Below are 13,051 nucleotides of genomic sequence, written 5' to 3' on the forward strand. Positions count from 1 at the left end.
ACAATCCTCGCGTTCTCGCCCCACAGGGCACGTGTGGACTTCCCACACGAATCCCGGTGGGACATTGTCGGTTCTCTACGCCCCGGCGCGTCAGCGTCGGGGTGTGATGCGGCGACGGCCGGTCGCGGACTCCGACATCGCGCCGAGGATGAGCGCCGACTGCACGATCAGGGCGTCCCGGGCGTTCGTGGCGTCCCAGCCGATGATGTCGGCGACGCGGCGCAGGCGGTAGCGCACGGTGTTCGGGTGCACGAAGAGCTCCCTGGCGGTGGCCTCGAGCGAGCGGCCGGTGTCCAGGTAGCACCACAGCGTCTGCAGGAGCTCGGTCGACTGGTCCTTGAGCGGGACGTAGATGCGCTGGACCAGGGCCGAGCGGGCCAGCGGGTCACCGGCCAGGGCGCGCTCGGGGAGCAGGTCGTCGGCGAGGGCCGGACGGGGGACACCGCGCCAGGCACGCGCGACGGCGAACCCGGCCAAGGCGGCCTTCGCGCTGGTCGAGGCGTCGACGACCCCGGGGACCTCGTTGCCGAGGACCAGGTGGCCGTCGCCGAACAGCGGTTCGAGGGCCTGCGCGATGGTCGTGAAGGAGACGGGCTCCTCGCCCTCGGGCACGTCGTCACGCGGGGTGGCGCGACCGATGACCACGACGAGCCGCGATCCCTGGACCCCGACGAGCACGTCGGCGTCCATGTGCCGTGCGGTGCGACGGACCTGGTCGACCTCGAGCTGCTTCGGCGCGGTGCCGACGAGCACCGCGACCTCGCCGTGCCCGTGCCACCCGAGGGCGGCGATGCGGGACGGCAGTTCGTCGTCGTACTCGCCCGAGAGGATCGAGTCGACAACGAGGGCTTCGAGCCGGGCGTCCCACAGGCCCCGGGCCTCGGCCGCGCGGGCGTAGACGTCGGCGGCCGCGAACGCGATGTCACGGGAGTACTTGAGGATCGCCTCCTGCAGCATCTCGTCGTCGGCGGCGCGTTCCTCGACCACGGTGACGACGACGCGGATGAGCTGCAGGGTCTGCTGCAGGCTCACCGAGCGCAGGAGCTCCCGTGGGGCGGACCCGAAGACGTCGGCCGCGGCGATCCACGGCGTCGACGCAGTGCCCTCGAGCCAGCTGATGAACGACGTGATGCCGGCCTGGGCGACGAGGCCCACGGCGGAGCGGCGCCCCGGTGGCATCTCGCTGTACCAGGGGAGGGTTTCCTCGAGCCGCTTGATGGTCGCGGTGGAGAGTTCTCCGGACACCTGACGGAGCCAGGAGAGCGCACGCTCACGCGCGCTCTCCTGGCTCTCGTGGTCCGGGCGGACCGTCGTCACGGGGTGATCAGCTCTCGCCGCCCGCGCTGCCGGTGGTGCCGGCGGTCACGTCGTGCAGGCGGTACTTGTCGATCGCCTGCTGGACGAGCGCGCCGTCGACCTTGCCCTGGCGGGCGAGCTGCTGCAGCGTCCGCACGACGACCGAGGGGCCGTCGATGTGGAAGAAGCGGCGAGCGGCCGGACGGGTGTCCGAGAAACCGAAGCCGTCGGCACCGAGGGTGGCGTAGTCGGTCGGCACGAACGGACGGATCTGCTCCTGCACCAGGTGCATGAAGTCGCTCACGGCGACGACCGGTCCTTCGGTGCCGAGCAGACGCTCGGTGACGAACGGCGTGCGGGCCGGCTCGTTCGGGTTGAGGAACGCCTGCTGCTCGGCGGCCACACCGTCGCGGTACAGCTCACCCCAGCTCGTGACGCTCCACACGTCGGCCGACACGCCCCAGTCCTCGGCGAGGAGCTGCTGCGCCTCGAGGATCCACGGCACGGCGACACCGGACGCGAGCAGCTGGGCCTTGGGGCCGTCGTGCTCGCTCGGCTTGAGCAGGTACATGCCCTTGAGGATGCCCTCGACGTCGACGCCCTCGGGCTCGGCCGGCTGCACCAGCGGCTCGTTGTAGACCGTCAGGTAGTACATGACGTTCGGGTCGGCGTGCTTCGGCGAGCCGTCCTCGTTCGTGCCGTACATGCGGTCGAGGCCGGCCTTGACGATGTGGCCGATCTCGTAGCCGTACGCCGGGTCGTACGAGACGACGGCCGGGTTCGTCGTGGCGAGGAGCGGCGAGTGGCCGTCCGCGTGCTGCAGGCCTTCGCCCGTCAGCGTGGTGCGGCCGGCGGTCGCGCCGATCATGAAGCCACGGGTCATCTGGTCGCCGGCGGCCCAGATGGCGTCGCCGGTGCGCTGGAACCCGAACATCGAGTAGAAGACGTAGACCGGGATGAGCGGCTCGCCCTGCGTCGAGTACGAGGTACCGACCGCGGTGAACGCCGCCAGGGCGCCCGCCTCGTTGATGCCGACGTGGATGATCTGGCCCTGCGGGCTCTCCTTGTAGGCGAGGAGGAGTTCGCGGTCGACGGACGTGTAGTGCTGGCCGTTCGGGTTGTAGATCTTCGCCGACGGGAAGTAGGCGTCCATGCCGAACGTGCGTGCTTCGTCCGGGATGATCGGGACCACGCGGTCACCGAAGTCGGGCGAGCGCAGCAGGTCCTTCAGCAGGCGGGCGAACGCCATGGTCGTGGCGACCTCCTGCTTGCCGGAGCCCTTCTTCACGACCTGGTACTTCGAGTCGTCCGGCAGCGTGAACTGCGTGTACTTCGTGCGACGTTCCGGCACGTAGCCACCGAGCGCGCGTCGGCGCTCGTGCATGTACTGGATCGCCTCGTCGTCGTTGCCCGGGTGGTAGTACGGCGGCGTGTAGGGGTTCTCTTCCAGCTGCGCGTCGGAGATCGGGATGCGCATCTCGTCGCGGAACTGCTTGAGGTTGTCGAGCGTGAGCTTCTTCATCTGGTGGGTCGCGTTGCGGCCCTCGAAGCTCGGGCCGAGGCCGTAGCCCTTGACCGTCTTCGCCAGGATGACGGTCGGCTGGCCCTTGTGCTCGGTCGCGGCCTTGAAGGCGGCGTAGACCTTGCGGTAGTCGTGGCCACCGCGCTTGAGGTTCCAGATCTGGTCGTCGGTGTAGTCCTGGACGAGCTCGAGCGCCTTCGGGTCGCGCCCGAAGAAGTTCTCGCGCACGTAGGCACCGTTCTCGGCCTTGTACGTCTGGTAGTCGCCGTCCGGCGTCTGGTTCATCAGGTTGAGGAGCGCGCCCTCGGTGTCGCGGGCGAGCAGGTCGTCCCACTCGCGGCCCCAGACGACCTTGATGACGTTCCAGCCCGCACCGCGGAAGAACGCCTCGAGCTCCTGGATGATCTTGCCGTTGCCACGGACCGGACCGTCGAGTCGCTGCAGGTTGCAGTTGATGACGAAGTTCAGGTTGTCGAGGCCGTCGTTCGCAGCGACCTGGAGCTGGCCGCGGGACTCGACCTCGTCCATCTCGCCGTCGCCCAGGAACGCCCAGACCTGCTGGTCCATGGCGTCCTTGATGCCGCGGTCCGACAGGTACTTGGCCTGCTGCGCCTGGTAGATCGCGTTGATCGGGCCGATGCCCATCGACACGGTCGGGAACTGCCAGAAGTGCGGCATGAGGCGCGGGTGCGGGTACGACGACAGGCCGCCGCCGGCGTGCGACTTCTCCTGCCGGAACCCGTCGAGCTGGTCCTCGGACAGGCGCCCTTCCATGTAGGCGCGGGCGTACATGCCGGGGGAGGCGTGGCCCTGGAAGAAGACCTGGTCGCCACCGGAGGGGTGGTCCTGCGCGCGGAAGAAGTGGTTGTAGCCGACCTCGTACATCGCGGCGCTCGACGCGTACGTCGAGATGTGCCCGCCGACCGCGATGCCCGGACGCTGCGCGCGGTGCACCGTGATGGCCGCGTTCCAGCGGATCCAGCGGCGGTACCGGCGCTCCAGCTCTTCGTCGCCGGGGAACTCCGGCTCGTTCTCCGGCGCGATGGTGTTCACGTAGTCCGTCGTCGGGACCATCGGCACACCGAGGTGCAGTTCCTTGGACCGCTTGAGCAGGCTCAGCATGATCTCGCGACCGCGCTGGTGTCCGTGGGTCTGGACCAGCCCGTCCAGGGACTCACGCCATTCGGCGGTCTCCTGCGGATCCTGGTCGTTCGCCCCGGTGCTGTACGGGTCCTGGTCGTTCACCGTCACCCTTGACCTCGTTCGTTCTCGTGGTGGTGGACATGGTGGCTCCGGTGGTCGGGTCGCGACCGGCTGGGGCCCCGTCCACTCTAGGCCCCAGGACCGACGCTGATGCTGATGGTGACGTGCAGGTGGACGGGTGCTTGCATTCGCGTGTCGTCGGCGTAGCATGGCCGATCGTGCACACGCGATCCGCGGCGCACGGACCCGACGGGCACACCCCACGCCCGAGGAAGAAGCACACGTAGCGATGGCACTGGAGATCGGCTCACTCGCGCCGGACTTCGAGCTCCCGAACCAGTTCGGTGAGCACGTCCGACTCAGCGACTTCCGCGGCAACCGCCCGGTCGCACTCGTCTTCTTCCCGCTGGCGTTCTCGTCCGGGTGCACGAACGAGCTCTGCACCCTGCAGGACAACATCACGATGTTCCAGGACCAGCGCATCGAGCTCCTCGGCATCTCGGTCGACTCGAAGGCGACGCTGCGGTCGTTCGCCGAGACGAACGGCTACGACTTCGAGCTGCTCGCCGACTTCTGGCCGCACGGCGCGGTCTCGAAGGAGTACGGCGTGTTCCTCGAGCACAAGGGCTTCGCCACCCGCGCGACCTTCGTCATCGACGTGCAGGGCCGCATCAAGGCCTCGATCATCACCGAGCCCGGCCTGCAGCGCGACGTGGCCGAGTACAAGGCGGCCCTCGACCGGCTCGCCGCCTGCTCGGCACCCGTCCCCGTCGGCTAGCGTTCCGAATCCCTGCTGACGGACGCATCCGCGTCGACGGTCGGACAGGAGGCCCGGTGCACGCCATCGACACCGACCCGCGTGGTCGCGGGGTCGCCTCCGACGGCTACGCCCCGTACCCGGTGCGCGTCACGCCCGGCGCCTGGGGCCTGACCCGCACGGTCGTCGACACCCCGACCGGCCCCGTCGTGGTGCACCACCGCGTCGGCCCGGACCCGCTCCTGCTGCTGCACGGCATCGCCGGCTCCTGGTCGACGTGGACCCCGCTGCTGCGCGCCGCGGACGGCATCGGTGCCCGCGGACTGGTGCTCGTCGACCTGCCCGGCTGGGGGTCCTCGCCGGCCCCCGACGGTCCGTTCGGGCTCGACGCCGTCACGGCTGCCGTGACCGCGGTCCTCGGAGCACTGGACCTCGGTGCGGTCGACGTCGTCGGGCACTCCATGGGCGCGTTCGTCGGGTTGCACCTGGCCGTGGTGGCGCCCGAGCGGGTCCGGTCGCTCGCGCTGGTGTCCGGCACGACGGTCGCGACGGCCGGTGCAGCTCGGCACCCCGTCCGGGCGCTCGGCACCCTGCCGGCGTTCACCTTGCTGCGAGCCGGCCTGACGGTGACCGGTGGCGCCGCTCGTCCGCTGCTCCGGGGGATCGCCCGGATCGGCCTGCTGCCACTCGTCGCGGCGCCGGTGTTCACGCACGTGCGACGCCTGGACCCGAGCGTCCTGGCAGCCTTCGTGGACGAGCTCCGGCCGGAGCAGTTCACCGAGGCGGCACGGTCGGCGGCGGCGTACGACGTCGACCGGTGGCGCGCGATCACCTGCCCGGTGACGGCGATCGCGGGCCGCGACGACGTGTTCGCTCGCGTCTCGGACCTGGCCGCACTGCGGGCGCTCGTGCCGCAGACCCGCACGGTGCTGCTGGAGGCGTGCGGGCACTTCGCCCACGTCGAGCGTCCCGACGCGGTCGCGCACGAGCTCGGGTTCGTCTGAGCTCCTGCACGCCGGCCTGCCGCACGGTCGGCAGCCGTCAGGCGGGCACGGGGAACGTCGCCGCGACGCGGGAGCGCACCTCGGCCTGCACCGCCTGCCGCATCACGGGCGAGAACAGCGAGTGGTCGCCGGCCTCGACCCGCACGACCGACAGGGCGCCACGGCGGCCGGTGCCGGTGTAGCGACGCACGGCCTTCTGCCCGCCGAGGCGGTCGAACAGTGCGGCGTCGTCCGGGGCCACGATCACGACCACGTCGGTGCCGTGCTCGACGAGGGGGCGCACGTGCTCGACGACGCCGCCGACCCGGTCGCGTCGGGCGATGCGGTCGCGGAGGGCCTTCGGCACCAGGGCGTTGTAGCGGTGCCGGATCCAGAGCCGCGTCGGTGAGGGGGCGTCGATCGCGCGGACGGCGTCCTCGTAGCTCCCGGGGGCCGCGGGATGCCGCCGGTAGTCGTTCGGGCTGATCTCGACCACGAGGCGTGGGGCCTCCTCTGCCGAGCGGCCCGCGAGCCAGGCACCGGCGCACATGCCGACGAGCACCAGACGGTCCGAGGGTTCGCCGAGGGCGGTGACGACGGCGGACTGGTCCTCGACCCACTCCTGGGCGAACAGGAAGCTGCGCTCGTCCTCGTGCACGGCGCTGCTCTCGCCCGTGCCGCGGCGGTCGACGCGGACCACCCGAGCGCCGTCGCGTGCCAGGGCCCGAGCGAGTCCGACCTGGTAGTCGGTGGCGCCGACGCGGTGCTCCGCGGCGCCGTTGTGCAGGACGACGAGCGGGGCGTCGTGGTGCTGCGCGGACGACACGGTCTCGACGGCGAACAGCCGCTCGGGGCCCAGGCGGACGATCCGTTCCGAGACGCGGCCGTCCACGTCGAGGACCTCGTCGAGCTCGGGCGGGGCGACGGGTGCCGCAGCGGTGGGTGCCCAGGCACCGAGCCAGGCGACGGCGGTGTCGATGGCGGTGCCGGGGATCCGGGCGTGGATGCTCGTGCCGTCGAGCAGCTCCGGGCTGCCGGTGACCTCGGTCACCTCGACGCCACCGAGGGGCTTCGGCGCACGGGCACCCGGACGGACCAGGGCGACGGTCGGTCCGGTGCGCGGAGCGAACGCCAGGGCGGACAGTGCGGCGGCCTCGTCGGTGTCGACCTCGATGCCGATGAGGCTCTCGACACCGTCGACGACCCGATCGGCCCCGATGGTGATCGTCGCCAGGGCACGCTGTCGGCGGAGCCAGCCCCTGCCGGACGCCGGGGCGTCCCAGACGAGCAGGCCGTCGGTCGTCTGGGCGGCAGCGGCGGCGACGAGTGCGGCGGACGCCAGCCCGACGAACGCGACGTCCCGGATGCCCGCCGACCGGAGCAGCGCAGCGGCGTGGCGCGCGGACCGGACCTGCGCGTCGGACGTGGTGTCGGGTGCGCCGTCACCACGTCCGGACGGGTCGTAGCGCACCGAGGCGATGCCACGGGCCTCCAGGCGGTCGGCCAGCAGGCGGAGCGTGCGGTACGCGATGACGCCCTCCTGCCCGAGCGGCGGGCAGATCACGACACCGGCGCGCGCGGCGGCGGGGAGCTGGACCGCGGCGCGGATCGCCGGCGATCCGGACCAGCCGTGCAGCGTGGTCACAGTGCCAGGGCGGCGCGGGCGGACGCCGGCCAGGCGTCGAGGTCCGTGCCGTGGGCGGCGAACAGGGCGATGGTGATGCGTTCCAGGCCGAACGCGATGCAGGCGCTGTGCGCCACCTGCCCGTCCTCGGTGCGCAGGCCGAACGAGGTACCGAAGTGGTCCTCGTGCAGGTTCGCGGAGCTGATCGCGGTGGCGTCGTGGTCGGCACCGTAGACCTTCGTCACGAACTCGAACTTCAGGGCCTGCTCGACCTGGTTGCGGGCGAGCATCTGCCCGACGCGGCCGAAGAAGGGGTCGTTGGCGGGGACGACGTCGATCTCGAGCCCGAACGACTCGAGCAGGGAGCGCATCACCGGGATGCTGCCGTCGCGGTGGGCCGCTGCGGACGCGGGGGTGCCGACGTGCACGAACTCGTGCATGTGGAAGGCCTGCAGGCGCATCGGGTCGAGCGAGGGCTCCCGGCGGAAGGAGTCGCCCAGGACGTCGAGGAACCGGCCCTGCTGCGGCACGGTGTCGCCGATGAGGCCGTAGACGGGGTGGCAGACAGCGGGGGTGAGCATGAGGTCGGCCGGCTCGAGGAAGCCCTCCCAGCGCTCACCGCGCTCGCGGGCGGCGAGCAGCGCGCGGTGGGTGCGGTCGTCGCCCGTGAACCCGGAGATCGACGCGGCGAGGTCCGGGAACGACGCGATGTAGTCGGTGCGCTCGAACGACGCGAGCGGCTCGACCGGCGGGAAACGCAGGACCTCGGCGCCGAGGTGCTGCTGGCTGCGGACCGCTGCGGCGTCGACCGCGGCGGAGACGCGCTCGAAGACCCCGGTGCGGCCGTAGAGGCCGGGCGTGCCGAGGTCGAGGAGCACGCCGTCGGTGAGCAGGCGGGCGCGGAGGGCGGCGCGGGCGGCGTCGAGCGCCGTGGCGGTGTCCGTGCCGGCGGTGTCCGCGGTGTCCGCGGTGGAGGCGTCGGTGGTGTGCGTGGTGGTGTCCGTGGTGGTCACAGGATCACTCCCGTCATGATGGCCAGGTCGGCGTCGTTCCCCAGGAGACGGTCGTTGCTCACCATGACGGCGGCACCGTGGGCGTCTCGGAGGTGGCGGGCGATGCTCATCGGACCCGATGCGGCGTAGCCGGCGATCCCGACGATGCGCAGCGCCTTCGTGACGATGTCGGTGACGCGCTCGGACGCACCGATCTTCAGGGCGTTCGCGGCGAGGGCGTACGCGCTCGAGGCCAGCACGTCCGGGTCGTCGGCGGCGGCGTCGAACCGTTCGGCGGCGTGGCGCACCGAGTCGGCCAGCGCCTGCAGGTCGACCAGGAGCTCGGCGAGCCGGAGGGCACCGGGCGGGGTCGTGCCGACGGATGCCCGGGCCTGCTTGCGGACGGCGCTGCGGGCACGTTCGGCGGACGACACGGCGATGCCGAGCCAGACCGAGGCCCACAGCACGTGCGACACCGGCAGGACGGTCTGGGCGGAGATCGCGGCGTAGTCGTCGCGGAACACCCGGTCGGTCGTCGTCTCGGTGTCGAGGATCCACCCGTTGCTGCAGGTGCCGCGGAGCCCCATGGTGTCCCAGGTCGACGTCTGCGACAGGACCATCGTGTCGGTGCGGCAGATGAGCAGTCGCTGGTCCGAGGCAGGGGCGTCCGGGTCGCGTCGCGCGGTGACGAACACCGCGTCGGCCTCGGTGGCGTAGGAGATCACCGGCGCGTCCTTGCGCAGGCGGATCCGGCCGTCGTCGGTCGGCTCGATGGAGCAGGTGGAACGCCGGGCGTCGCCGCCGACGCCGCGCTCGGTCGTTGCCGACGCGACGAGTGCCCCGCCCCGGACGGCCTCGATGGTCTCGAGCACGCCGGCACCGTCGCCGCCGTGCCGCCAGAGCGCCATGACCTGGCCCTGGTGCATCGCGAACACCATGCCGGTCGCGGCACAGGCCCGACCGAGTTCGGTCGCGATCGCCGAGAGCTCGGCCACGGAGGCACCCTCGCCACCGTGCTCGGTCGGCACCGCTGCCGCGAGCAGGCCGTACTCCCGCATCGCGGCGATGGCCTCACGCGGGGGCCGGGCGTCGCGGTCGACCTCGTCGGCGAACTGCGCGGCGACCTCGGCCACCGCGCTCGCACGCTCGGCGAACCGGTCGACGACCGACGGTGCCGGCAGGACCAGCGTCACGAGGCGAGCTCCGCGGCGAGCTCCGCGGCGGCGGTGATCGACTCGACGCTCGCGAAGGTGGACCGGTTGAGCACGGAGTCGGGGAACTCGACGTCGAGCTCGGACTCCACCGCGAGCATCACGTTGACGGTCGCGTGCGAGGTCAAGCCGAGGACGTAGAGGTCGGCGGTCGACGCGACGTCCCACGCGTCGACCGTCAGCCGGCCGTGCTCGGCGAGGGCGCGGCGGACGGCCTGGTCGGTGGCCGGTCCGGCGATCGTCGCGGTGGCGCTGGAGGGGTTCGGGTCCTGTTCCATGACTGCAACCGTAAAGAGGAACAGCCCTCGGGAAACCGCCGTGCGGATGCGGGAAACCGCACCCCTGTCACGCGCCCCGGGTCACCACTCGGACAGGGCCACCGCCGTCGCCACCGCAAGCCCCCGTTCGTGCGCCAGCGAGATCGCGATCGGGCCGCACCCGATCGACTCCGCCAGCGCTGCCGCCGCCCCGGAGAGCGTGACCGTGGGGGCGCCGGCGGCGTCGAGCACGACGGCGACGTCACGCAGCGGGATCGCCTGGTCCGGGGCCGGCCGGAGCAGCTTCACCACGGCCTCCTTGCCGGCGAACCGAGCCGCCAGGCGCTCCGGGTCGTCACCGGTGTCGGCGCGCTCCCGGACGGTGAACACGCGGTCCAGGTACCGCTCGCCGTGGGCCGCGACGGCGTCGACGACGTCCTCGACCGCGGCGAGGTCGGTCCCGGTCCGGATGGTCTGCACGAGGAGCAGGGTACGCAGGAGTCCTCCACCGTGCATGCCCCGACGGGCATGGCGGACGGCAGGGGTTCGTATGATCGTCGCCAGGGACCACCGAGGGGGAACGATGGCATCACCGTGGACGGGCATCATCGAGGACGCGCGGCACTACCCGTCGCCGCACAACTCGCAACCGATCGTCGTGCGCGTCGAGGACGACCACACCGCGACCGTGTTCTACGACCTGCGACGGGGGCTGCCGGCGGAATCGTTCGGCATCCCGTTCGGGCACGTCTGCGCCGGGGTGTTCCTGGCCGGGCTCGACGTGGTGGCGCGGGCGCACGGGTTCACCGTGCAGGAACAGCTCGACCACGCCGAGATGGACTTCGGTCGGCTCGGCGCTGGTGCCGAGGACCACCTGCACCGGCTGGGCACCGTGACGTTGCGTCCGCACGTGGTCACCGCCGACGACCGGGAGGCCCTGGCCGGCTTCCTCGCCCGGCGCACCTCACGCAGGCCCTACGACTCGACCCTGGTGGACGCCACCGCGATCGAGGCCGCAGCCGCCATCGCCTCGGCGGCCGGGCAACGCTTCCGCACCACCGACGACCGTGCCACCGTCGACGAGATCGTCCGTGTCAACCAGGAGACCCTGTTCGACGACCTGCAGCACGACGCTGTGCACGACGAGATCCTGCACTGGCTGCGGTTCTCGAAGCGACAGGCAGCGGCCACCGGCGACGGACTGTCCGCCGAGACGATGCTCATGCCCGGCCCGGTGCTCCGGTTCGCCATGGAGCACCGCGGACTCTGGCAGGCACCGGGCATCGGCGGGGTCTTCCGCAGGGTGTACCTGTCCACCATGCGGGGCGTCCGACAGCTCGCCTGGCTCGAAGGGCCGTTCAGCACCCCGGCCGAGTACGTCGAGGCCGGCCGGGTGTTCATGCGCATCTGGCTCGAGTTCTCCGCACGCGGCATCGCGATGCACCCCTTCGGCACCGTGATCACCAACCCGCGGTCACACGCCGCGTTCGTGGAACGCGCGGGCGTCGACGAGTCCGACGGGCGGATGGCCTGGATGCTGTTCCGCTTCGGACACAGCGACCCACCACCCCTGGCACACCGCCGCCCCGCAGCAGCGATGACCGTCGGGGGGACCCGGTGAAGCGGGCAGCGGTGTTCACGGTGGTGTGGGTGGTCGAGACCTTCGTCGCACTGTTCATGCCCCGCGTCGGCACCCACAAGCTCCTGCTCACGCCCGGCATCGAGCCGCTCCGCTGGACCCTCGGACGCTGGCGCGCCTGGCGGACCGCGGAACGGGCCGCCAAGCGGGTCCCCGCCTACCGGGCGTTCCTGGCGGAGTCCGGACGCGCCTCCAGGCTCGACACCCGCGGCGGGATCGCCGCGGCGATCTCCGGACTGCCCGAGATGGACAAGGACACCTACGTCAAGCGCTGGAGCATCCCCGAACGCTGCATCGACGGCCGCCTGCCCCGACGCGGCGTCGTCGTCGACGAGTCCAGCGGATCGAGCGGCACCCCGACCAGCTGGGTGCGCGGCCCCGACGAACGCCAGGCCACCCGACAGCTGCTGCAGCTCGGGTTCTCCCGCACCGCCAAGGACCTGTCGAAGCAGCCGTTCGTGCTCAACGCCTTCTCGCTCGGCGCCTGGGCCACCGGGATGAACGTGACCGCCTCGCTCACCGAGTCCTCCATGATCAAGTCGATCGGCCCGGACCGCGACAAGATCGTGCAGACGATGCGCGAGTTCGGCACCGACTTCACCTACATCATCTGCAGCTACCCACCGTTCCTGAAGGCCCTCTTCGAGGACGACCGGCTCGACTGGAGCCAGTACACGATCGTCGCCGCGTTCGGGGGCGAGGGCATCAGCGAGAACATGCGCGCCCACATCGAGCAGTACGCGCAGGCCGTCCTCGGCTCCTACGGGGCGAGCGACCTCGAGATCAACCTCGGCATCGAGACACCGTTCAGCGTGCAGCTCCGCCGGGCGATCGCCGCCTCACCGGAACTCTCCGCCGCCCTGACCAAGCAGGGCGAGTACGGGGTGCTGCCGATGGTGTTCCAGTTCAACCCGTTCGGCTACCTGATCGAGACGAACGACCTCGGCGAACTCGTCGTGACCATCGCCCGCTCCGAGAACATCAGCCCCCGCATCCGGTACAACATCCACGACCGCGGACACGTGGTGCGGATGAAGGAACTCCGCTCCGTGCTGCGGGCGACGGGGCACGCGGCGCTCGCCGCCGAGGCCGAGCTCGACCTGCCGCTGCTGTTCCACTACGGCCGGTCCGACCTGTCCGTCGACTACAACGGGGCCGTCGTCGCGCCCGACGTGGTGCGGGACGTCGTGTACGGCGACCCGGAGCTGCTCGAGGCCGTCGAGAACCACCGGCTGATCAGCTACGAGGACGACCACGGGGACCGGCAGCTGCACATCGCGTTCCAGCTCGCCTCGGGTGCCGGTGGGTTCGACGCCGATGCCGCTCGCGGCGCCGTGATCGCTGAGCTCCGCCGGTTGAACAAGGACTTCTCGAACGCGATCCGCACGGCCCCGCCCGGCACACTGCCGACGGTCGCGTTCTACCCGTACCGGACGGGGCCGTTCCGTGAGGACGGCAAGAAGCTCAAGAACGAGTACGTGTGGCAGCTGCCGGCCGGCTCGGTCGAGCAGTGGGACCTCGACCTTTCGTGGGTCGCTGCGAAGGAGGACTGAAGCGAGCCGGTTCC

The 13,051-nt window shown here is 71.4% G+C and carries 11 protein-coding genes; 4 read left to right on the top strand and 7 right to left on the bottom strand.

What is annotated here, in order from left to right; translation table 11 throughout:
- Positions 1 to 90: 90 nt before the first annotated feature.
- Positions 91 to 1,317: a PucR family transcriptional regulator gene (locus MXD64_RS07645; protein ID WP_056068318.1), complete on the bottom strand. Its 1,227-nt coding sequence runs from the start codon at positions 1,315 to 1,317 to the stop codon at positions 91 to 93.
- 7 nt (positions 1,318 to 1,324) lie between these two features.
- The gene (gene aceE / locus MXD64_RS07650) at positions 1,325 to 4,069 is read right to left on the bottom strand and encodes a pyruvate dehydrogenase (acetyl-transferring), homodimeric type (protein ID WP_263137350.1); all 2,745 of its coding nucleotides are present in this window, start codon (positions 4,067 to 4,069) and stop codon (positions 1,325 to 1,327) included.
- A 241-nt stretch (positions 4,070 to 4,310) separates the two neighbouring features.
- Here aceE and MXD64_RS07655 point away from each other — a divergent pair, with 241 nt between their 5' ends.
- Complete coding sequence (locus tag MXD64_RS07655) at positions 4,311 to 4,799, top strand: peroxiredoxin (protein ID WP_017886715.1); 489 nt, start codon at positions 4,311 to 4,313, stop codon at positions 4,797 to 4,799.
- 56 nt (positions 4,800 to 4,855) lie between these two features.
- Complete coding sequence (locus tag MXD64_RS07660) at positions 4,856 to 5,782, top strand: alpha/beta fold hydrolase (protein WP_259552375.1); 927 nt, start codon at positions 4,856 to 4,858, stop codon at positions 5,780 to 5,782.
- 37 nt (positions 5,783 to 5,819) lie between these two features.
- Here the strand turns inward: MXD64_RS07660 and MXD64_RS07665 are convergent, their stop codons facing one another.
- From MXD64_RS07665 to MXD64_RS07685, 5 genes are all read right to left on the bottom strand, one after another.
- Complete coding sequence (locus MXD64_RS07665) at positions 5,820 to 7,406, bottom strand: alpha/beta hydrolase (RefSeq protein WP_262117460.1); 1,587 nt, start codon at positions 7,404 to 7,406, stop codon at positions 5,820 to 5,822.
- Positions 7,403 to 8,398: an amino acid--[acyl-carrier-protein] ligase gene (locus tag MXD64_RS07670; RefSeq protein ID WP_263137351.1), complete on the bottom strand. Its 996-nt coding sequence runs from the start codon at positions 8,396 to 8,398 to the stop codon at positions 7,403 to 7,405. The genes MXD64_RS07665 and MXD64_RS07670 overlap by 4 nt, the downstream gene beginning before the upstream one ends.
- Positions 8,395 to 9,570: an acyl-CoA dehydrogenase family protein gene (locus MXD64_RS07675; RefSeq protein WP_056068324.1), complete on the bottom strand. Its 1,176-nt coding sequence runs from the start codon at positions 9,568 to 9,570 to the stop codon at positions 8,395 to 8,397. The genes MXD64_RS07670 and MXD64_RS07675 overlap by 4 nt, the downstream gene beginning before the upstream one ends.
- Positions 9,567 to 9,866 carry an acyl carrier protein gene (locus MXD64_RS07680; RefSeq protein ID WP_056068325.1) on the bottom strand — a complete coding sequence of 100 codons (300 nt, stop codon included), beginning with the start codon at positions 9,864 to 9,866 and terminating at the stop codon, positions 9,567 to 9,569. Before MXD64_RS07680 ends, MXD64_RS07675 begins: the two co-directional genes overlap by 4 nt.
- Before the next feature lie 81 nt (positions 9,867 to 9,947).
- Positions 9,948 to 10,325 carry a holo-ACP synthase gene (locus MXD64_RS07685; RefSeq protein ID WP_175470742.1) on the bottom strand — a complete coding sequence of 126 codons (378 nt, stop codon included), beginning with the start codon at positions 10,323 to 10,325 and terminating at the stop codon, positions 9,948 to 9,950.
- Between the two features lie 103 nt (positions 10,326 to 10,428).
- On the opposite strand from MXD64_RS07685, the gene MXD64_RS07690 reads away from it, so the two are divergent.
- Positions 10,429 to 11,466 carry a hypothetical protein gene (locus tag MXD64_RS07690; protein ID WP_071251441.1) on the top strand — a complete coding sequence of 346 codons (1,038 nt, stop codon included), beginning with the start codon at positions 10,429 to 10,431 and terminating at the stop codon, positions 11,464 to 11,466.
- Positions 11,463 to 13,037: a phenylacetate--CoA ligase family protein gene (locus tag MXD64_RS07695; RefSeq protein ID WP_263137352.1), complete on the top strand. Its 1,575-nt coding sequence runs from the start codon at positions 11,463 to 11,465 to the stop codon at positions 13,035 to 13,037. Before MXD64_RS07690 ends, MXD64_RS07695 begins: the two co-directional genes overlap by 4 nt.
- Positions 13,038 to 13,051 lie beyond the last annotated feature (14 nt).

Origin of the sequence: Curtobacterium sp. Arg-1 (genome assembly GCF_025643395.1) — a bacterium.
In the GTDB taxonomy this organism is placed as follows: domain Bacteria; phylum Actinomycetota; class Actinomycetes; order Actinomycetales; family Microbacteriaceae; genus Curtobacterium; species Curtobacterium poinsettiae.